Below are 19,856 nucleotides of genomic sequence, written 5' to 3' on the forward strand. Positions count from 1 at the left end.
ACGCAGCCGCCATCTCAGCGGCGCGGCAAAGTTTCGCCAGAATCATGAAATTTGGGTTATTGCGGCCAAGATCTGTTCAAAATTGCATAAAAAAGGGCGGAAGCACGAAGCTTCCGCCCGCAGGGACGCTGCTACCAAGGGGTCAGGCGCAGCGTGCAACCGCTAGATCGGCATTGGCGGCCAGCTTCGGCCGTGTCGGCGCATGGAGCTGGGCGTGCTCGCGCCGCGCCGCGGCAGCATCCGCCTGCTCCTCCGAGCGATCCTGAAGCACGGCGGACGGGTCCTTGTACCAGGACGTCGCCAGCGCGCCGGCGATATCGGAACGCACGAGGCCGATATCCTTGAGGCCGCGCTCGTCGAGCTCGGCAAGGCGCATTACCTCGCGACGGTGAATGAGAGCACGCACGAGTTGGGCAATCCCGCCGAAACCAGCAATGGCGATGCGCGTCACACCCGACGAGATGATCGAGAGCGGCTTCGCGACAAAGGTCATGATCAGCATGACAGCCTCCTGGGACGGAACGGACGGGAAAGGTTGGCTCGGCATCTCCGTCCGGCCCGGACGCGCCATTGACTGGAAAGATCGGAGACTGCGCAGACCTTAGCGAGGCTCTGGCCATCAGCCAAACGAATGGTTATGATGTCTCGCAACACTGATATTGATGAGCAGTGGATGGGGATCGCCAATGGCTCATGTGCTCGACGCCGATCAGCTCAAGACCTTCGTCGCCATCGCCGATACCGGGTCTTTCACCCGCGCTGCCGAGATCGTCTTCAAGACGCAGTCGGCCGTTTCCATGCAGATGAAGCGCCTCGAGGAGCGCGTCGGCCGCCCCCTGTTCGGACGCGATGGCCGCCATGCCAAGCTGACGGAGGACGGCGAGCGCCTGCTCGACTATGCGCGCCGCATCGTCCGGCTGAACCTCGAATGCGTGGCTTCCTTCGCCGATGCGGATTTGAAGGGCCGCATCCGCCTCGGCGTGCCGGACGACTATGCCGATCGCTATCTCCCGGAGATTCTCGCCCGCTTCGCTCATTCGAATCCGCGCGCCGAGGTCACGGTGGTCTGCGAGCCGACGCCGATGCTGGCGGAACGCATCGCGACCGGCGACATCGATCTTGCCATCATCACCCATGTCGAAAGCCGCGGACAGGGCGAGATCATTCGGATCGAGCCGCTGCTCTGGGTCACGTCGGCGCGCCACGGCGTGCATGAGGAAGACCCCCTGCCGCTGGCGCTCGGCCGGCCGACCTGTAACTGGCGTCAGGCGGCAGTGGATGCGCTGGAGTCGAAGGGGCGCCGCTTCCGCGTGCTCTATGCGAGCTGGAACTCGACCGCCGTCGGGGCGGCCGTGCTGGCAGGGCTCGCAGTTTCGGTGCTGCCGGAAAGCGCGGTGAGGCCGGGCATGCGCATCCTCGGTCCGTCCGAAGGATACGCCACTTTGCCCTCGTGCAAGATCGGGCTGCTGCGCACGCGCTTCGACCCTTCGGTGCTGTCGAACGCGCTGGCCGAGCACATCATCCAGAGCCTGGATAATCTGGCGAGCTTCAAGGTGGCGGCGGAATAGGCCGGGAGCAGCCCTGTCGCCGGCAGGCTATTTCGTCAGGCCTGGAATGATCCCCTCGAACAGCACATTGAGGCGCGTGCCGATCAGCGTGGCGGCGCCGACGATGGCGATCGAGACCAGGCTGGCGATGAAAGCGTATTCGATCGAGGTGGCGCCCCGCTCGTCGCGAAGAAGTCCGGCAAAGCTGGCAGCGATCTGCTTCATGCCGTTAGGTTAGGCATGAGATTTCCGCCAACAGGTTAATTTCGGCAGAAAAATGCGCCGGAAATCACGATTCCCGGCGCCGGCCTGGCCAGGAACTCACACGGCCAGCTCGGTCATCACGGGCTCGACCTTGCCGTTCCACGCCGAGCGAAAGCGCTCTTCCAGGCGCTGGGCGAGAGTCTGCCGATGCGCCACGATCTCCTGCAGAGGCGCGAGGAAGACGCTCTCGTCCTGGCCCGAGGCATTCTGCCTTGCCCGCCGTGCGAGACCCGCGCGCGAGAACTCCAGAACCTCGGCGGCAATTTCACTCAACTTGCGCCCGGCAATCGTCGCCGCAAGTCCCTGCTTCGGAACGGCGTCGCGCAGGGCCTGGCGTTCCTGTGCGCTCCAGCCCTTCACGAGGTCCCAGGCGGCGTCGAGAGCCGATCGATCATAGAACAACCCGACCCAGAAGGCCGGCAGGGCGGCCAGCATCTCGGGCGGGCCGGCGTCGGCGCCGCGCATCTCGAGGAACCGCTTCAGCCGGACTTCCGGGAACATGGTCGAGAGATGGTTCGCCCAATCCGACATGGTCGCGTGTTCGCCAGGCAACTGCGGCAGCTTGCCGGCCAGCAGATCGCGGAAGGAAGCACCAGCGACGTCGTGATAGGTGTCGCCACGCTTGACGAAATACATCGGAACGTCGAGCGCCCAGTCGACATAGGCTTCGTAGGACATGCCCTCGTCGAAGGCGAAGGCGAGCATGCCGGAACGGTTATTGTCGGTGTCGCGCCAGATCTCGGAGCGCATCGACTGGAAGCCGTTCAGCTTGCGCTCCAGGAAGGGCGAGGAGGCGAAGAGCGCGGTTGCGAGGGGCTGGAGGGCGAGCGAAACCCGCAGCTTTCGCACCATGTCGGCCTCGGTGGCGAAGTCGAGATTGACCTGCACGGTGCAGGTCCGGAACATCATGTCGAGGCCCATCGTGCCGACTTTCGGCATGTAGTTCGCCATGATCTTGTAGCGGCCCTTGGGCATCACCGGAGTCTCGGCACGGGTCCAGAGCGGTGAGGCGCCGAGTGCGGCGAAGCCGATGCCGTGCGGCTCCGCGACCGCCTTGGCGTCGTCGAGATGTGCGACGAGTTCGGCCTGCGTCTGATGGACGTCCTCCAGCGGCGCGCCGGACAGTTCGAACTGGCCGCCCGGCTCCAGCGAGATCGCGCCGCCGCCCTCGGGGCCGGCGAGGCCGATGATGTTGCCGTCATCGACGATAGGCTCCCAGCCGAGACGCTGCTGCATGCCTTCGAGCAGGGCACGGATGCCGCCCGCACCGGCGCGCCCCTCATAGGGAACCGGCCCGAGATCGCTCCGGTAAAACGGGAATTTCTCGTGTTCGGTGCCGATCCGGAAAGCGGATTCCGGTTTCTCGCCGGCGGCGATCCAGGAGATCAGTTCATCCTTCGAACCGATCGGGGTCGAATCGGACACGTCGCGAGCCATGGGCGCTCCGGCAGAACAGACATGAATGACCCGCAGTCCGCCGGCGAGAGCCGGCAGCAGCAGGTTCGGGACGACAGACATAGGCGAGCGCCGAACGCTCGACAACGACCCCGCTCTTGCATTCGTGAAAGGCCGCCCGGCGCTGGCAGCAGATCCCGCGGGGCGCCGAGCCGGCTTTCAGCAGGCGCGGCGCAGGATGCGCGGCCTCATGCAAAGCCCGGCGGACGCACGCTCCGCACCAGTGACGTCGTTCCGCTCAGCGCCGCGACCAGTCCCCGAGCGTAGCTTGCACGACGGCGAGCGCGGCGACGGCCGCGGTGTCGGCGCGCAGGATGCGGGGGCCGAGCGAGATCGGCAGCGTGTTGGCGCGCGCGCGGATCAGCCGCCGTTCCGCCTCGTCGAAACCACCCTCCGGGCCGATCAGCACCGCCAGAGGGGCAGGCTCCCGCGCGGCCAGCGCCGCGACCGGGCTCGCCTCATCGGCCCCCTCGTCACAGAAGATCAGGAGTCGCTCGGGAGCGAGGCCCGCGAGGGCCGCTTCGAGGGGTTTCTCGGCCTCGACCGCAGGCAGGCTGAGAATGCCGCACTGCTCCGCCGCCTCGACTGCATTGGCACGCATGCGGTCGAGATTGAGCCGCGACACCTGCGTGCGCCGTGTGATGACGGGCTGCAGAACCCCGGCCCCCATCTCCACCGCCTTCTGCGCCATGTAGTCGAGGCGGGCGTGCTTCAGCGGGGCGAAGAGATAGTGCAGGTCGCTCTCCGGCGGCTGCGGCTTGACCTGCCGGATGAGCGCAAGCGTTGCCTGCTTGCGCCCTTCGGGAACGAGGCTTGCCAGCCACTCGCCGTCGCGCCCGTTGAAGACGAGCACGGTGTCGTCGGCCTTGAAGCGCAGGACGTTGAGCAGATAATTCGCCTGTTCCCGCTCCAGCGGAAGCGTCGCGCCCGGCGCAAAGGCGCGGTCGATGAACAGCCGGTGGCGGGCGAAATCGGGATCGGACATGTGGGCAGGCGCCTCCGCGGCTGATCTTGGCTGTGGAAAGTGGCATGAAAAACGCCACAATCTTGAACTAGCAGCGAGCTGCTCCCGACATAGGAAGAGTAGACTCGCAAGGGTCGTTCGCGTTAACAGCGCCTGCTGTTAAGGACATATTTAAGAACGGGCCAAATCGGCCGGCAAGCTGGAGAGGGACATCATGCGGCGCGGGTTGGCATATGGCGTGATGACGACGATCGGCCTAGCCGTGGCTTCTGTCATGTCTGCCGCACCGGCCCAGGCCCAGATTTCCGGCTGTGAGCAGATCCAGAAGCTGCTCGCCGAACGCCAGTCGATCGTCGCCAAACTCCAGGCTACGCAGAAGGCCAAGAAGAAGATGACGCCGCAGGATGCCTGCAGCACTTTCGGCCGTCTGGTCAACAATGGCGAGGCCGCGATCAAATTCGCGACCGCCAACCAGGACTGGTGCCAGATCCCGCCTACCTTCATCGACGGCATGAAGACCGACAACCAGAAGGTCGTGACGTTCCGGAGCCAAGCCTGCAATGCAGTGAAGCAGCAGGCCGCGATGCAGCGCAAGGCCCAGCAGCAGGCGCAGGGCGCCAATCCCTTCGGCGGCGCCGATTCGATCACCAGCGGCGCAGGCGGCGGCATGCGTGTTCCGCAAGGCGCGCTCTAACCGGCGGAGGCGGCCATGCCGGAGCCCCTGCCGCTCCACGCCACCTCCGGACCTGACGCCGTCCTCCCCGACGCACTCAAGGGCCATTGGGTCGATACCCGTGCGCCGCGCGCGGCCCGCCCTTTCCTGAAGCTCGCCCGCATCGAGCGGCCGATCGGCTGGTGGCTGCTGCTGCTACCCTGCTGGTGGGCGGCCGGGCTCGCCGCGATCGCCGCCGGCCGGCCCTATCCCGATCCCTGGCATTGCCTGCTTTTCCTGATCGGCGCGATCCTGATGCGCGGCGCCGGCTGCACCTTCAACGACATCATCGACCGCAAGCTTGATGCGGAAGTTGCTCGCACGCGCGGCCGCCCGCTACCCTCAGGGCAGGTGACGGCCAAGGCGGCGGCGCTGTTCATGGTCGCGCTGTCGCTCGGCGGGCTCGCAGTCCTGCTTCAATTCAACCGCTTCACGATCCTGCTCGGCATCGCCTCGCTCGCCATCGTCGCGATCTATCCTTTCATGAAGCGGATTACGAACATGCCGCAGTTCGTGCTCGGGCTCGCCTTCTCATGGGGCGGGCTGCTCGGCTGGAGTGCCGTGTTCGGGCGGCTCGACCCGCCGGCCTATCTGATCTATGCGGCAGCGATCGCCTGGACGGTCGGCTACGACACGATCTATGCGATGCAGGATATTGAAGACGACGTCATCGCGGGCATCAAGTCGAGCGCGCGCTATTTCGGCGATCATACGCGCGAGGCTGTGGCGCTGTGCTTCGGGCTGGCGACGGCATTGACGGCCATCGCGATCTGGCTCGTCGGAGGCGGCATCGTCGCCTGGCTGGGCCTCGCGGCCTTTGCAGGCCATCTCGGTTGGCAGGTTGCACGCATCGCCGGCGCGAGCGCGCCGGAAGCCCTCATGCTCTTCCGTTCGAACCGCAATGCCGGGCTGCTGCTGGCCGCCGGGCTGGCGCTCGACACAATCGGCCGCGCGCTTCTGGCTGGCTAGGGCACGCGCTGCCCGGACTGATTCAACCTGATCGGATCCCGGTCCTAGTCGGTCAGTCTCTCGCCTGAAACGATGTCCGGCAGCTCCGCCAACCGGCCCGTCTTGCGCCGCGTCAGAAAGCGGGGGCGGCGGCCGTTGAGCAGGCCATGACGGCGCCGGATCCGCACGGGCCCGAGCGCGACGCGGCCGATCTGCGGGAACGGCTCGCTCACCGCGCCGTCGGCGGTTTCGAGCAGCAACGGCAGACCGCTCGCCCGACCGAAATCGCGCCAGAGCGCGACGGCATCGGCCTCGTCGGCGCAGGCCACCACGATGGAGCGGCCATCGCCGGCCGTCAGCGCCAGTTCGAAGCGCTCGTCGTCTCCCGCCGGGTTGGCCAGACGCAGGGCAACGCCCCGCCAATTGGCCGAGCCGCGCAGGATACGCACGGAAGCCAGGCGTTCGATCGCAGGCGCGACCGGGCGGGCCGGCATCGGGTTGTGGGAAACGATCGCTGTGATTGTCGAGCCGCCGAGGAGATGCGGCGCAAAACCGACCTCCCCGGCGGCCGGCGTGACGCTGGCCATCGGTTATAACGCCTCTCTTGATCCCTGCCGCAGCGGAGCCCTCTGTCGATGCCGGGGCTCTCGTGCTTGCCATGCGAGATTGGGCGTCAGCCGTGTCCGAGCGCTTAAGGCGTTGGGTTAAAGGATGGTGTTTTCGCCGCTTCAGCGCCCTGACTGCCCTGTTTCCGGTCTGATGCTTGACGGAATCTTTCGCACCTTGACCGCATTTTCGGCTTGAAACAGCGACTTTCGCGGCCGATACGAAGGGCATGAGTGCAATGACGCTACCGATCGCGGCCGAACTGATGAAGGCGGCATGCGAAAGCTGCCTGGAAGCCGGCACCCTCGCACTCGATCTCTTCCGGCCCGGTACACAGACAGCGGCACGCACCTGGGCCAAGAGTGGCGGCTCGCCCGTGACGGAAGCCGATATCGGCGTCGACACCTTCCTGCGGATACGTCTCTCGTCACTGCTGCCGGAAGCCGCCTGGCTCTCGGAGGAGACTGTCGACGATGCGCAGCGCCTGACGCATCGCTTCGTCTGGGTCGTCGATCCCATCGACGGCACCCGCGCCTATATGAGCGGCTCGCCCGACTGGGCGGTCTGCGTCGCGCTGCTGGATGAGGGGGCGCCGGTCCTCGGCATCGTCCATGCCCCCGCCTGCGATGCTACCTACACGGCCGTGCGTGGCGCGGGCGCCAGGCGCAGCGGCGAAGCCATCCGCACGTCACTGGCAGACAGTCTCGCCGGCGCGAAGATCGCCGGCCCCAAGCCCATGCTCGATGCGCTGGCTCAATCCGAGGATTTCGAAGCCGCGGGCAAAATTCCCTCGCTCGCGCTCAGGCTGACGCGGATCGCGGACGGCACGATCGATGCCGGGCTGATCTCGCCCGACGCGCGCGACTGGGACCTGGCGGCCGCGGATCTGGTTCTGAGCGAAGCCGGCGGACAGTTGAGCGATGCGGCTGGACGATCCGTCGCCTATAACCGCCCCAACCCCGTTCACGGGATGTTGATCGCCAGCAACGGTGCGCTCGTGAACCCGCTGCTGCACGCGGTCGAGCGATTGCGCGACGGACGGACGCAGCCCGCCTGACGTTTTTTTTTGGAAGCTAGCCGCCGGGCCGGCTCGCATGCGCGGCCCGGATGGCTTATTGGGGCGGCGCATGCCCCGCAGGAGATATCGATGAGCGTGGAACCGGATCAGAAGCAGCTTCTCCATCTCGTTTTCGGCGGCGAACTGGACTCGCTCGACAGCATCACCTTCAAGGATCTGGCGAAGCTCGACATCGTCGGGGTCTTCCCGAACTACGCCAGTGCGCATACGGCCTGGAAGGCAAAGGCCCAGCAGACCGTCGATCAGGCGCAGACGCGCTATTTCATCGTGCATCTCCACCGTCTTCTCGACCCGGAAGCAGCCAAGGGCTGAGCCAGCGCAAATTTTCGGCATCAAGCAGATGGGCTTTTCCATCCTCAAGACGCGCGTGGCGCAGGAAACGCTCGGCCGATTGCTGGCCGGGTATCTGCGCCTCGTGCAGCGCACCAACAAGATCGTCTTCGAACCGGCCGATGTCTACGATCACGTCCGGCCGGAGCTGCCGCTCATCTTCGCGATGTGGCACGGTCAGCACATTATGATCCCCTTCGCGCGGCCGGACTGGATGCCGGCCTGCTCGCTGGTCTCGCGCCATGGCGACGGCGGCTTCAACGCGGTGGCGCTGCGCGAACTCGGGATCGGAGCAATCCGAGGCTCCGGCGCACGGCCGGGGCACAAGGTCCGCGAGAAGGGCGGGGCCCCCGCCTTCCTCGCCATGCTGCGCCGGCTCGCCGCCGGGGAGACGATGGTGCTGACCGCCGACATACCGAAACGCGCCCGCGTCGTCGGCCCGGGCATCATTACCCTGGCGCGCGCCTCCGGCCGGCCGATCCGCGCGGTCGCCGTCGTCACCAGCCGCCGTATCGACTTCAACAGCTGGGACCGTGCCTCGATCGGCCTGCCCTTCGGACGCTGCGCCATCGTTGTCGGCGAGCCGATCCTGGTCGCGCGCGACGCCGATGAGGCGACGCAGGAGGAGGCGCGCCTCGCACTGCAGGCGAGCCTGGACGACGTCCACGCCCGCGGCTACGCGCTCGTCGGCAGCCGCGATCCGGGCGCCGGGCTGCGCGAGCAACGCCGAACGGCCGGAGCGCCGGCATGAGCGGCAAGGGCGCGATCTTCAGGGCATATCGCTACACGACCGCGCTCCTCGAACCGGCCGCAGCGGCACTTCTGCTCATGCGCCAGCGCCGCGGCAAGGAAGACCCCGAGCGGATTTCGGAGCGACGCGGCTATCCCGGCGTAAAGCGACCGAACAAGCCGCTGGTCTGGCTGCATGGCGCCAGCGTCGGCGAGACGGTCACGCTGCTGCCGCTGATCGCAAAGCTCCAGAAGCGCGGCCTCGCCGTGCTGGTCACCTCGGGCACGGTCACCTCGGCCAAGCTTCTGGCGGCGCGGCTGCCAGCGGGCGTCATCCATCAATATCTGCCGCTCGACGTGCCGCGCTACATGCGCCGTTTCATGGATCACTGGCGGCCCGAGCTCTGCCTGATCTGCGAATCCGAAATCTGGCCCAACCTGCTGATCGAGGCGCATCGCCGCTCGATCCCTGTGGTCATGGTCAACGGGCGTATGTCCGAGCGCTCGTTCGCGCGCTGGTACAAGATGCCGAAGACCTCGCGCTTCCTGCTCTCATGCTTCGAGGCCTGCCTTGCGCAGTCGCAGGCGGACGCGGAGCGCCTCGCCCAGCTCGGCGCGCCGCGCGTCAGCGTCGCCGGCAACCTGAAATTCGACGTGCCTGCCCCGCCTGCCGAGCCGGGCATGCTCGCCATCCTCGATGGCATGACCACCGGCCGGCCGGTCTGGATCGCCGCCAGCACGCATCCCGGCGAGGACGAGCTGGTGCTTGCCGCCCATCTCGCGATCAAGGCCTACCTGCCGAAGCTCCTGACCATCATCGCGCCGCGCCATCCGCAGCGCGGCCCGGACATCGAGGCGCTGGCCCAGGCCAATGACGTTGCCGTCTCGCGCCGGGCCGCCGGCGAGAACCCGGAACGCGACGTCGACCTCTATGTAGCCGACACCGTCAACGAGCTCGGGCTGTTCTATCGGCTGTCGCAGGTCGCCTTCCTCGGCGGCTCGCTGGTCGAGGGCATCGGGGGGCATAATCCGATCGAGCCTGCCAAGCTCGGCTGCGCGCTGCTGCACGGCCCCTATGTCCACAACAATGCCGAGATCTTCGCGGCCTTCGACCAGGATGGCGGCTCGCGCTCCGTCCCCGACGCGCAGACACTCGCCGGAGCGGTGCATCGCTGGCTGAGCGATCCGGCGAGCGCCCGGCAGGCCGCGCGGGCGGCGGCGCAGACGGCGAGCCAGCTCGGCGGCGCCCTCAACCGCACGCTCCACGCCATCGAGCCGTTGCTGATGCGCGCCGCGCTCGAGCAACGCGAGCCTATGGTCTGATGCCAGGGTCACGATCATTTCGGATCGAAGCGACCCGAAATCATCATGATCGATTCTAAGACTTCGGAGCGGGGCTTCGTGCGAAAAACCGGTTCCCACTTCTTCGCACCCGGCTCCAGCGCGCCGCGCTTCTGGTGGCAGACGCGCCCGACGCTCGCGGCCACGCTGCTTCGGCCGATCGGCTGGCTTTACGGCAGAATCACCCTGCGGCGCATGCGCCAACCCGGCGCCGAACTGCCTGTTCCCGTCATCTGCATCGGAAACTTCGTCGCCGGCGGTGCCGGCAAGACGCCGACGGCGATCGCCGTCGCGGACATGCTGGTGCGGTGCGGCGAGAAACCCTTCGTGCTGATGCGCGGCTATGGCGGCCGGCTTGCCGGCCCCGTCGAGGTCGACCCAACCGGGCACGCGGCTGCCGATGTCGGCGACGAACCGATATTGATGGCGCGCCATGCCCGCACCGTCATCGCCCGCGACAGGCTTGCCGGGGCGCGGCTGGCCCACGGGCTTGGCGCCAGCGTCATCGTCATGGATGACGGGTTGCAGAATCCCGCGCTCGCGAAGCGGTTGAGGCTGGCCGTGGTCGACGGAGCAAGCGGCGTGGGTAACGGGCTCTGCTTGCCGGCCGGCCCCTTGCGGGCGCCGCTTGCGGAGCAGATCGGCAAGGTCGACGCCGTGATCGTTGTCGGCGAAGGCGAGGCAGGTCAGCGCGTGGCAACCGCCGTGCGTTCTCAAGGGCGTCCCGTCATCGACGCGCGACTGGAGCCGCTTGCCAGCGCGGCGCAGCAGCTGAAAGAGCGGGAGGTTCTGGCGCTTTCCGGAATCGGGAGGCCCGAGAAATTCGCCGCGACGTTGCGCGAGATCGGCGCCACCATTGTCGCCGAGCGCGCCTTCGGCGATCACCATCCCTATACGGATTGCGATGTCGCTGAAGTCATCGCCGAGGCCAAGACGCGCGGCGCGTTGATCGCGACGACCGAGAAGGACTGGACCAAGCTCGCCGCCCTCTGGCCCAATGCAGAAGCAGACCGGCTCGTCGTGCTGCCCGTCCGGCTGACCTTCGCCAAACAAGCGCCGATCGAAAGCCTACTCGTAGAGGCGACTAAGCGCGCCCGGCCCGGCGCAGCCTGAGCATCACGGCTTCCGGTGAAGAATAGGCTTCCTGCCACTCGATCGACCAATAGCGCAGATCCTCCAGCCGGATCGGCACCGAGGTCACCGCGCAGCGCACGAAGGCGCCTGGCTTCAGCACGCGGAACTCGCCGGGGCCGTAATCGATGACCGCCTCGGGGCCGCTCGGAGGGAGACGCTCGCTGATGTTCATCAAATTCGCATCAAATCATTGATCGGGAAACGGAAAGCCGGAATACTCCGCCGCTTGTGATAACCCTCTGGTCGACGATGTCCAGTCTCCAGCGCCTCGCGGCGTGCCTGATGAGCCTTGCACTGCTTGCAGCCCCTGCCGCCCTGGCGGCGGGCTATGAGCGCGTGTCGATTCCGATGGACGGAGGCCATCTCGCCGGCGTTTTCTACCGCCCGGCAGGCCCTGGCCCGTTCCCGGCTGTCGTCGCCCTGCATGGTTGCGGCGGTCTGTGGCGCGAGCAAGGCCAATTGTCGGTTCGCCACACGGATTGGGGCGAGAGGCTCGCCGCCGCCGGCTTTGCCGTGCTGATGCCCGACAGCTACGGCTCACGCGGTCTCGGCTCGCAATGCGGTGTCAAGGATCTGACGGTGCGTGCCGGGCGCGAGCGCGTGGCCGATGCCACCGCCGCACGGGTCTGGCTGCAGCAGCGCAGCGACATCAAGCCGGGCATGATCTCGCTCCTCGGCTGGTCGGGTGGCGGCTCGACCGTGCTGGCGGCGATCCGCATGGAACGTGCTCCCGCTGACGGTAAGCCCGACTTCAAGCGCGCCGTCGCCTTCTACCCGGCCTGCCGGCTGCAATCGGAATCCCCGAGCTTCTCGGCCCGTCTGCCTCTGCTGATCCTGATGGGGGATGCCGACGACTGGACCCCGGCAGCGCCCTGCGGCTACCTTGCCAAAGCGGCGCAGGCGCGCGGCGAGCATGTCGGCATCGTGCTCTATCCCGGCGCGCTGCATGATTTCGATCATCCGCGTCTCGAGGTCCGGGAACGCGAGAACATCGCCTATTCCGCGAGCGGCACCGGCAAGGTCACCGTCGGCACAAATATGGCCGCCCGCGAAGATGCGCTGAAGCGCGTCAACGGCTTCCTCAACACGCCCTGATCGTCAGAACAGATCGCCTTGCGTGCCGGACGCCGGCCCCTTGCGGGCCGGACGCGGCGCCGTCGGCTTCGCCCCGCCGGACTCGCCCCCGGAAACAGTGACGCCGAAGCTGCCATCTGCGAGCTGGACCGAGAGAGCCTGCCCGGGCTGGGCCGCTCCGACACTGCGCACCAGCGCGCCGGCCTCGTCGCGGATCAGGGCGTAACCGCGCGACAGCACCGCCTCAGGGCCGAGCGAGCGGATCAGCGCCCAGAGCGAGGCGAGCCTGTCGATGCGCCGATGCAGCGCCTGCCCGAAGGCGCGCTCGGCCCGTTCCGCCAGAACCGTGCCGCGGTCACGGCGCTGGACCAGGCTCTGGCCGAAGGCATTGCGCGCCCGCTCTTCCAGTGTCGCCAGCCGGTCGCGGGCATGGGCGATACGCGTGCGTTCGCCGGCGATGGCATTGCCCCTGGCCGCAGCGAGGACGCGCCCGAAACCGGCAAGCTCCGCCCGCAGCCGTGCGAGCGCGACCCGGGGCGAACGCGCCTCCAGCCGGCGCGACAGGGCCTGCAGCGCCTGCTCATGTGCGCGAGCATTGCGGGCGAGCGCAGGCGCCAGCCGCGTCGCGGCGAGGTCGAGCCGCTGGCGCGGACCTGACAAGACCGCCTCAGGCCCCGGCAGCGCGCGGGCGAGCGCCCTGAGGTCGCTGCGGCGGCGATCCGACAAGCGGCGCATCGCCCCGGCATGGCGGCGCGACAGGTCGGCTACGAAGCTCATCAGCTCGGCCCGCACCGGCACGACTTTCTCGGCCGCCCCGGTCGGCGTCGGGGCACGCAAATCCGCGGCGTGGTCGATCAGCGTCCAGTCGGTCTCGTGGCCGACGGCCGAAACGAGCGGGATCTCGGAAGCCGCCGCCGCACGGACCACGGCCTCTTCATTGAAGCTCATCAGGTCTTCGAGCGAGCCGCCGCCGCGCGCGACGATGATGACGTCCGGCCGCGGGATGCGCCCGCCCTGCGCCAGCGCGTTGAAGCCGGCGATGGCGTTGGCGACCTCAGTGGCGCTGGTTTCGCCCTGCACCCTCACCGGCCAGACCAGGACGTGGCGGGGGAAGCGGTCCTCCAGCCGGTGCAGGATGTCGCGGATGACCGCCCCCGTCGGCGAGGTCACGACGCCGATGATCGCGGGCAGATAGGGGATGAGCTGCTTGCGCTCCTCGGCGAAGAGCCCCTCGGCGGCCAGCCGCTTGCGCCGCTCCTCGAGCAACGCCATCAGCGCGCCGGCACCGGCCAGCTCCAGCGAATCGATGACGATCTGGTAGCTCGACTTGCCGGCGAAGGTGGTGATCTTGCCGGTGGCGATGACCTCAAGGCCTTCCTGCGGCCGCGTCTTCAGACGGCCGAAGACGCCCTTCCAGATCACCGCATCGATCTTGGCGTTGGTATCCTTCAGCGAGAAATAGACATGGCCGGAGGCGACCGGGCCGCGATAGCCGGAAATCTCGCCGCGCACGCGCACGAAGCCGAATGAATCCTCGATGGTGCGCTTCAGCGCGCCGGAGAGGTCCGAGACGGACCATTCGGGGGCATTGTCGGTCGGCAGAGACGATTCGCGATCCATGGCCGGACCATAGCGGGACGGGCGAAGCAGCAGAAGCGTTGCCCGCGCGCCGCGGGGCAGCTATTGCGCCCATGACGATTTCACCCCGCCTCGTGCGGGTTATCCCGGGCGGCCGCAGGTCGACCCGGGATCCATGCCCGAACTTTCATCGGAAGCACTCAGGCATGGATCCCGGATCTCCGCTTCGCTCCGCCCGGGATGACGGCAAACGAGGCGAATGACGGAGGCGGCGATGAAGATTCTTCTGATCGGTTCGGGCGGACGGGAGCATGCGCTCGCCTGGGCGATTTCCGCCTCGCCCCTCTGCGACACGCTCTTCATCGCGCCGGGCAATCCCGGCACGGCGCAGTGCGGCGAGAACGTCGCGGTCGATGTCGCCGACCATGCCGCCGTCGTCGCCTTCTGCCGCCTGCAGGGGATCGACCTCGTCGTGGTCGGACCGGAGGGGCCGCTGGTCGCCGGCATCGCCGACGATCTCCGGCAGGCCGGCATCAAGGTTTTCGGCCCGTCGAAGGCCGCCGCGCAGCTCGAAGGCTCGAAGGGCTTCACCAAGGAACTCTGCGCCGAATTCGACATCCCGACCGCCGGCTTCGGCCGCTTCAGCGACGCGGCCTCCGCCAAGGCCTATGTCGCGGACAAGGGCGCGCCGATCGTGATCAAGGCCGACGGGCTCGCCGCCGGCAAGGGCGTGATCATGGCCGAGACGCTGGACGAGGCGAACGAGGCCATCGACATGATGTTCGCAGGCGGGCTCGGCTCGGCCGGCGCCGAGGTCGTGATCGAGGAATGGATGATCGGCGAGGAAGCGAGCTTCTTCGCGCTCTGCGACGGCGCGCATGCGCTGGCGCTCGCCTCGGCGCAGGACCACAAGCGCGTCGGCGACGGCGATACCGGCCCGAACACCGGCGGCATGGGCGCCTATTCGCCCGCGCCCGTGATGACGCCCGCGCTGGAGGAGCGCGTCATGGCCGAGATCATCAGGCCGACGCTCGCCGGCATGGCCAAGCGCGGCACGCCGTTCCAGGGCGTGCTCTACGCCGGCCTGATGCTCACGGCGCAGGGGCCGAAGCTGATCGAATACAATACCCGCTTCGGCGACCCCGAATGCGAGGTGCTGATGCCGCGCCTCAAGAGCGACATCGTGCCGGCGCTGCTCGCAGCCTGCGACGGCATACTCGACACTGTCGACCTGCGCTGGCGTGACGAGGCGGCCCTCACCGTCGTGCTCGCGGCCAGGGGATATCCCGCCAAGCCGGAGACCGGCAGCGTCATCCGCGGCATCGAAGAGGCAGAGGCGCTGGACGAGGTGCTCGTCTTCCATGCCGGCACGAAGCTGGCGAATGGCGAGCTCATCGCTAATGGTGGGCGCGTGCTCAACGTCGTCGCGCTCGGCAAGAACGTCGGCGAGGCGCAGGCGCGCGCCTATGCAGCGGTCGACAGGATCGACTGGCCCGAGGGCTTCTGCCGTCGCGACATCGGCTGGCAGGCGGTGAAGCGCGAGCAAGGCTGACAGGACGCCGCTGCCGGAGCTATGCTTGCGGCCATGGCGAACATCGACTCCCTCTTCCCCGGCTTCAAGGCTCATTGGATCGATGGGCCGATCGGCAAGATCTTCGCGCGCGTCGGCGGCGAAGGGCCGCCGCTGGTGCTGATCCACGGCTTTCCGCAAACCCATGCCGAATGGCACAGGATGGCGCCGGAGCTGGCCAAGACCCACACCGTCGTCTGCCCCGATCTACGCGGCTATGGCTGGTCGGCCGCGCCGCATGGCGACGGCGGCAAGGAGATCTACACCAAGCGCGGCATGGGCGAGGACATTGTCGCCGTGATGCAGGCGCTCGGCCATCTGCGTTTCGACGTGATCGGCCACGACCGCGGCGCGCGGGTCGCCTATCGGCTGGCGCTCGACCACCCCGGCCGTGTCGAGCGGCTGGTGCTGCTCGACATCCTGCCGACCGTCTCGATGTGGGAGGGCATGAACGCCGCCCGCGCCATGCAGGTCTATCACTGGACCTTCCTGGCCCAGCCGGAGCCGATCCCTGAAAACCTGCTCAAGGCCGATCCCGTCGGCTGGCTCGACAGCACCATCGCGAGCTGGAGCCGGGCGAAGAACCTCGATCTATTCGACCCGCTGGCGATGCGATCCTACGCGGAGTCGTTCAGCGATCCGTCGCGCACCCATGCCGCCTGCGAGGATTATCGCGCCGGCGCCACCACCGACATCGAGCACGACAGGGCCGACCTCGCTGCGGGCAAGCGCATCCTCTGCCCGACGCTGGTTCTCTGGGGCGAAGCCGGCATCCCGGCCAAGGGCGCAAGCCCGCTCGAAATCTGGCGGAAGACCTTCGCGCCGCAGGCAGAAGGCCAGGCGATCGACAGCGGGCACTTCCTGCCGGAGGAGAACCCGCAGGCCACGCTCGCGGTGCTGAAGCCCTTCCTGGCGCAGGCCATCGCCTGAGCCGGCGCGGGCCTATTCGAAAGGGACGTCATTGCGAGCGCAGCGAAGCAATCCTGGGGGACCTGGTTGAACGCTTCATCCAGCCCTCCTGGATTGCTTCGTCGCTTCGCGCCTCGCAATGACGATGACGCTCCGTCGTGTTCATGGGTCCCAGGCTCAGGGTGGTGGCCTGCACCGGAATGACGATGGGGATGTCGCCAGATATGAAGTCGGCCCCGAAGCCAGAACGCAGGCCGGGCAGCACGCCCGAGATCGCGCTCGTCCTGGGTGCCGGCGGGGCACGGGGCCTGAGCCATATCGCGGTGCTGGAGGCCTTTGACGAGCTCGGCCTGAAGCCCGCGCAGATATCCGGCTGCTCGATCGGCGCCATCGTCGGCGCTGCCTACGCCGCCGGGCTCTCCGGCCGCGATCTGCGCGAGCATGCGCTGCGGAGCTTCCGTGACCGGGCCCGCGTGATCGGGAAGCTGCTCGATGCCCGGGTCGGCAAGCTCGCCGATCTCGTGCGCGGCCTCGGCAACCCCGTCCTGATCGATGGCGAACGGCTGCTCGACCTTTTCTGGCCGGAGGCGGTGCCCGATCGCTTCGAAGAGCTGGCGATCCCGTTCACCGCCGTAGCGGCTGATTACCACCGCCACGCGGAGGTCGTACTGAGCGACGGACCGCTGACGCCGGCCGTTGCTGCCTCGCTCGCCATTCCCGGGCTGGTGCGGCCGGTCGCGCTCGGCGGGCGCGTGCTGATCGACGGCGGCGCCATCGATCCCCTGCCCTATCGGGCGTTGCTCGCGCCCGGCCGCATCGTCGTGGCCGTCGATGTCAGCGCTCCCACGACCGCGTCGAGCGACACGCGCATTCCCGGCGCGATGGAGGCGATCGTCGGCGCCTCGCAGATCCTGACCCGCACGCTGGTCCAGCGCATGGTCGAGCAGCAGCCGCCCGACATCCTGATCCGGGCCGGTGCCGACCGCATCGGCGGGCTCGACTTCTTCAAGGCGAAGGCGATCCTCGCGGCGGCGGAGCCGATCAAGGACGAGGTCAAGCGAGCGCTGGCGCGGGCTCTCGAAGCGCGGGACTGACCGGCTCCGGCTCATCGCAGCGGAAGCCGGGGAGCGCGGCCGCGAGCATCGCCCTGCCCTCCTCGGTCAGGACAACGGCACGGCTGTCCTTGCGGCGGCGGACCCAGTCCATCTCGAAGCAGCGGCAGGCCAGCGCCGCAGCGAGATGGCCGGCGAGGTGCGGCCGGCGCTCGCTCCAGTCGAGGCAGGGCCGAAGCGCCGCACGGCGGCTCCGGCCGCTCGCATCCGGATCGACGCCGAGGGCCGAGAAAATCGCCTTGCCCGACGGCGTCAGCGCATAGCCGCCCTCGCTGACGGCGAGATGGCGGCCGGCCATCAGCGCGTCGTGTATGCCGATACCGAGCCGCCCGGCGAAATGGTCGTAGCAGGTGCGGGCATGGCTCAGCTCCGCACCGACGCGCGAGGGCAAGCGCCGGCTCGTCCCGTCCAGGCCGGCCAGAACCATCAGGCCTTCCAGCGCCGCTGCTACTTCAGATCCGGCGAGCCGGTAGTAGCGGTGGCGCCCCTGCACGGCGACCGCGATCAACCCGCCCTGCATCAGTTTGGCGAGGTGCCCACTCGCCGTCTGCGGTGCGACGCCGGCGATCCAGGCGAGTTCCTTGGCCGTCAGCGCACGGCCGTCCATCAGCGCGTGCAGCATGTTGGCACGGGCCGGGTCGCCCATCAGATGGGCGATCTCCGCGAGATAGGGGCCGGAATAGCGACTTGGCGTGCTCATGGCGCCATGATGCGCCATCGCCGCCGCGCCGCAAGCAGGAACACTACGGCGCCGGCCGTAGCATCGGGCGGCGACAGCCGCCGCGGGCGATGCCACAAGCGGGGCATGGACAACACAACTCTCCTCCTCTTCGTCACCGCGACCTTCGTGCTCGCCGGCTTCGTCAAGGGCGTGATCGGGCTGGGGTTGCCGACGATCGCTGTCGGCATCCTCGGCGTGGTGATGGCGCCGGCGCAGGCGGCGGCGCTGCTGGTGGTGCCCAACCTCGTCACCAATGGCTGGCAGCTCACGACCGGCGCTAAGCTCGGCGCAACGCTCCGGCGGCTCGCGCCGATGCTGGCTGCCATTTGCATCGGCACCTGGGCCGGCGCCGGGCTGCTGCAGCAGGAAAAGGACGGCACGGCCACGCTCTGGCTCGGCCTTGCGCTCGTGCTCTACGCGCTCGTCGGCCTGAAGGCGGCGAAGCTGCGCGTGCCACCGGCCTGGGAAGGCTGGCTCGGCCCCGTCATCGGGTTGGCGACCGGTGTCGTCACAGCTGCGACCGGCGTCTTCGTGCTGCCGGCCGTGCCCTATCTGCAGACGCTCGGCTTCGACAAGGAAGAGCTGGTGCAGGCGCTCGGCATCTCCTTCATCGTCTCGACACTGGCGCTTTCCCTCGGACTGATCGGAGCCGGGGCGCTCAACGGCGCTGTCGCCTGGCAATCCTTGCTTGCCCTCGTTCCGGCGCTGGCCGGCATGAGCGCCGGACAGTTCATCCGCAGCCGCATCTCACCGGCCACGTTCAAGGTCTGCTTCTTTGCCGGCCTGCTGGCGCTCGGCACCTATTTGTGCTGGCGCAGCCTTGCATAACGGCCCGCATCTTGCTTAAGGACGCGGGGGGCACATCGCCAGTCTTAACCAAGCGCTAACCATAGGCGCGCAGTTTCGACCGGCCGCAACAGGAGCGCCTGCATGGATGCCTTCACCATGGTCATCATGGCCTGCGTCACCGGCGAGGTACATTGCGCCACCAGCCGGATCAGCGAGATGGAGTTCACCTCCGCCCAAGCCTGCGAAGCGCGGATCGACGACATCACGCGCTCGATGACCAAGGAATTCAGCAAGCGCCCGGAATTCAAGGGCCGGCAGGTGACCTATGACGTCTCCTGCATGGATCGCGCGCAGCTCGCGCAGAAATTCGGCATCGACTCGTCGGATACCTGATCGTCCCCTCCACCGTCATTCGGTACAAGCCCCGCCAGCGGCGCCGATCCGGAATCCCGCTCTATGATGGATTCCGGATCTGCGCTTCGGTCCGCCCGGAATGACGGTCTGAACAGGGTTATCTACCGCCGTTCGCGGAAGAAATCCCGCAGCAGCGCCGCAGCCTCGGTCTCGCGCAACCCGCCATAGACCTCCGGCACATGGTGGCAGGTCGGGCTCTCATAGAGCCTGACGCCATTCTCGACTGCGCCGCCCTTCGGGTCCGCCGCGCCGAAATAGAGCCTCCTGATCCGGGCGAAGGAGATCGCCGCGGCGCACATCGGGCAGGGTTCGAGCGTGACATAGAGATCGCAGCCGATCAGCCGCTCGCTGCTGACCGCCTCGCAGGCGAGCCTCAGTGCCATCATCTCGGCGTGCGCAGTCGGATCCTTCAGCTCGAGCGTGCGGTTGCCGGCACTGGCGAGGACCGCGCCGTCCCGCACCACGACCGCACCGACCGGCACCTCGCCGCGCTGCGCGGCGGCCTTCGCCTCGTCGAAGGCGAGCGCCATGGCGTCGAGCGCGGAGGATGATTGCGGTTTCGACATCATAAACCCCAGTTT

At 67.9% G+C, this 19,856-nt stretch carries 23 protein-coding genes; 14 read left to right on the top strand and 9 right to left on the bottom strand.

Annotated features, from left to right (window positions below):
* Positions 1-142 precede the first annotated feature (142 nt).
* Positions 143-502, bottom strand: coding sequence for a DUF1127 domain-containing protein (locus AC1DIN_RS06810; protein WP_476809149.1), 360 nt, complete (start codon positions 500-502; stop codon positions 143-145).
* 184 nt (positions 503-686) lie between these two features.
* On the opposite strand from AC1DIN_RS06810, the gene AC1DIN_RS06815 reads away from it, so the two are divergent.
* On the top strand, positions 687-1,568 hold the full coding sequence (locus AC1DIN_RS06815) for a LysR substrate-binding domain-containing protein (protein WP_149130562.1): 882 nt from the start codon (positions 687-689) through the stop codon (positions 1,566-1,568).
* Positions 1,569-1,595: 27 nt separating this feature from the next.
* On the opposite strand, the gene AC1DIN_RS06820 is transcribed toward AC1DIN_RS06815, so the two are convergent.
* From AC1DIN_RS06820 to AC1DIN_RS06830, 3 genes are all read right to left on the bottom strand, one after another.
* Positions 1,596-1,772: a Flp family type IVb pilin gene (locus AC1DIN_RS06820; protein ID WP_441468875.1), complete on the bottom strand. Its 177-nt coding sequence runs from the start codon at positions 1,770-1,772 to the stop codon at positions 1,596-1,598.
* A gap of 96 nt (positions 1,773-1,868) precedes the next feature.
* Positions 1,869-3,248 (bottom strand): glutamate--cysteine ligase, encoded by a 1,380-nt coding sequence (locus AC1DIN_RS06825; protein ID WP_476809150.1) that lies wholly within the window; start codon positions 3,246-3,248, stop codon positions 1,869-1,871.
* A 256-nt stretch (positions 3,249-3,504) separates the two neighbouring features.
* Positions 3,505-4,251 carry a 16S rRNA (uracil(1498)-N(3))-methyltransferase gene (locus AC1DIN_RS06830; RefSeq protein WP_476809151.1) on the bottom strand — a complete coding sequence of 249 codons (747 nt, stop codon included), beginning with the start codon at positions 4,249-4,251 and terminating at the stop codon, positions 3,505-3,507.
* A gap of 193 nt (positions 4,252-4,444) precedes the next feature.
* On the opposite strand from AC1DIN_RS06830, the gene AC1DIN_RS06835 reads away from it, so the two are divergent.
* The gene (locus AC1DIN_RS06835; protein WP_476767038.1) at positions 4,445-4,924 is read left to right on the top strand and encodes a hypothetical protein; all 480 of its coding nucleotides are present in this window, start codon (positions 4,445-4,447) and stop codon (positions 4,922-4,924) included.
* Positions 4,925-4,939: 15 nt separating this feature from the next.
* Positions 4,940-5,911 (top strand): 4-hydroxybenzoate octaprenyltransferase, encoded by a 972-nt coding sequence (ubiA, locus tag AC1DIN_RS06840; RefSeq protein WP_476809152.1) that lies wholly within the window; start codon positions 4,940-4,942, stop codon positions 5,909-5,911.
* Between the two features lie 44 nt (positions 5,912-5,955).
* On the opposite strand, the gene AC1DIN_RS06845 is transcribed toward ubiA, so the two are convergent.
* Positions 5,956-6,477, bottom strand: coding sequence for a DUF6101 family protein (locus tag AC1DIN_RS06845; RefSeq protein WP_441468880.1), 522 nt, complete (start codon positions 6,475-6,477; stop codon positions 5,956-5,958).
* 248 nt (positions 6,478-6,725) lie between these two features.
* On the opposite strand from AC1DIN_RS06845, the gene AC1DIN_RS06850 reads away from it, so the two are divergent.
* From AC1DIN_RS06850 to lpxK, 5 genes are all read left to right on the top strand, one after another.
* Positions 6,726-7,553, top strand: a complete 828-nt coding sequence (locus AC1DIN_RS06850) for a 3'(2'),5'-bisphosphate nucleotidase CysQ (RefSeq protein WP_441468881.1) — start codon at positions 6,726-6,728, stop codon at positions 7,551-7,553.
* 90 nt (positions 7,554-7,643) lie between these two features.
* Positions 7,644-7,886, top strand: a complete 243-nt coding sequence (locus AC1DIN_RS06855; RefSeq protein WP_476809153.1) for a DUF4170 domain-containing protein — start codon at positions 7,644-7,646, stop codon at positions 7,884-7,886.
* A 28-nt stretch (positions 7,887-7,914) separates the two neighbouring features.
* Positions 7,915-8,655: a lysophospholipid acyltransferase family protein gene (locus tag AC1DIN_RS06860; RefSeq protein ID WP_476809154.1), complete on the top strand. Its 741-nt coding sequence runs from the start codon at positions 7,915-7,917 to the stop codon at positions 8,653-8,655.
* Positions 8,652-9,956 carry a 3-deoxy-D-manno-octulosonic acid transferase gene (locus tag AC1DIN_RS06865; protein WP_476809155.1) on the top strand — a complete coding sequence of 435 codons (1,305 nt, stop codon included), beginning with the start codon at positions 8,652-8,654 and terminating at the stop codon, positions 9,954-9,956. The genes AC1DIN_RS06860 and AC1DIN_RS06865 overlap by 4 nt, the downstream gene beginning before the upstream one ends.
* 45 nt (positions 9,957-10,001) lie before the next feature.
* The gene (gene lpxK, locus AC1DIN_RS06870; protein WP_476809156.1) at positions 10,002-11,087 is read left to right on the top strand and encodes a tetraacyldisaccharide 4'-kinase; all 1,086 of its coding nucleotides are present in this window, start codon (positions 10,002-10,004) and stop codon (positions 11,085-11,087) included.
* Here the strand turns inward: lpxK and AC1DIN_RS06875 are convergent.
* Positions 11,059-11,280: a DUF2093 domain-containing protein gene (locus AC1DIN_RS06875; protein WP_476809157.1), complete on the bottom strand. Its 222-nt coding sequence runs from the start codon at positions 11,278-11,280 to the stop codon at positions 11,059-11,061. The two genes, lpxK and AC1DIN_RS06875, sit on opposite strands and share 29 nt — an antisense overlap.
* A gap of 110 nt (positions 11,281-11,390) precedes the next feature.
* On the opposite strand from AC1DIN_RS06875, the gene AC1DIN_RS06880 reads away from it, so the two are divergent.
* A complete protein-coding gene (locus tag AC1DIN_RS06880; protein ID WP_441468887.1) occupies positions 11,391-12,203 on the top strand; it encodes a dienelactone hydrolase family protein in 813 nt (270 codons plus the stop codon).
* Between the two features lie 3 nt (positions 12,204-12,206).
* Here the strand turns inward: AC1DIN_RS06880 and xseA are convergent, their stop codons facing one another.
* Positions 12,207-13,802, bottom strand: a complete 1,596-nt coding sequence (gene xseA, locus AC1DIN_RS06885; RefSeq protein WP_476809158.1) for an exodeoxyribonuclease VII large subunit — start codon at positions 13,800-13,802, stop codon at positions 12,207-12,209.
* A 232-nt stretch (positions 13,803-14,034) separates the two neighbouring features.
* Between xseA and purD the strand changes: the two genes are divergently transcribed.
* The 3 genes from purD (at position 14,035) to AC1DIN_RS06900 (ending at position 17,333) form a co-directional block, all read left to right on the top strand.
* Positions 14,035-15,312 carry a phosphoribosylamine--glycine ligase gene (purD, locus tag AC1DIN_RS06890; protein WP_476809159.1) on the top strand — a complete coding sequence of 426 codons (1,278 nt, stop codon included), beginning with the start codon at positions 14,035-14,037 and terminating at the stop codon, positions 15,310-15,312.
* 33 nt (positions 15,313-15,345) lie between these two features.
* On the top strand, positions 15,346-16,260 hold the full coding sequence (locus AC1DIN_RS06895) for an alpha/beta fold hydrolase (protein ID WP_476809160.1): 915 nt from the start codon (positions 15,346-15,348) through the stop codon (positions 16,258-16,260).
* 203 nt (positions 16,261-16,463) lie between these two features.
* Positions 16,464-17,333, top strand: a complete 870-nt coding sequence (locus AC1DIN_RS06900; protein ID WP_476809161.1) for a patatin-like phospholipase family protein — start codon at positions 16,464-16,466, stop codon at positions 17,331-17,333.
* Here AC1DIN_RS06900 and AC1DIN_RS06905 read toward each other — a convergent pair.
* Positions 17,293-18,051 (bottom strand): ArsR/SmtB family transcription factor, encoded by a 759-nt coding sequence (locus AC1DIN_RS06905; protein WP_476809162.1) that lies wholly within the window; start codon positions 18,049-18,051, stop codon positions 17,293-17,295. The two genes, AC1DIN_RS06900 and AC1DIN_RS06905, sit on opposite strands and share 41 nt — an antisense overlap.
* A 105-nt stretch (positions 18,052-18,156) precedes the next feature.
* On the opposite strand from AC1DIN_RS06905, the gene AC1DIN_RS06910 reads away from it, so the two are divergent.
* Both AC1DIN_RS06910 and AC1DIN_RS06915 read left to right on the top strand, forming a co-directional pair.
* Complete coding sequence (locus AC1DIN_RS06910) at positions 18,157-18,900, top strand: sulfite exporter TauE/SafE family protein (protein ID WP_476809163.1); 744 nt, start codon at positions 18,157-18,159, stop codon at positions 18,898-18,900.
* 102 nt (positions 18,901-19,002) lie between these two features.
* A complete protein-coding gene (locus AC1DIN_RS06915) occupies positions 19,003-19,254 on the top strand; it encodes a hypothetical protein (RefSeq protein ID WP_441468894.1) in 252 nt (83 codons plus the stop codon).
* A gap of 122 nt (positions 19,255-19,376) precedes the next feature.
* Here AC1DIN_RS06915 and AC1DIN_RS06920 read toward each other — a convergent pair whose 3' ends face one another.
* Positions 19,377-19,841 carry a nucleoside deaminase gene (locus AC1DIN_RS06920; RefSeq protein WP_476809164.1) on the bottom strand — a complete coding sequence of 155 codons (465 nt, stop codon included), beginning with the start codon at positions 19,839-19,841 and terminating at the stop codon, positions 19,377-19,379.
* Positions 19,842-19,856 lie beyond the last annotated feature (15 nt).

The sequence above is a fragment of the Allobosea sp. 05T438 genome (assembly GCF_056396025.1).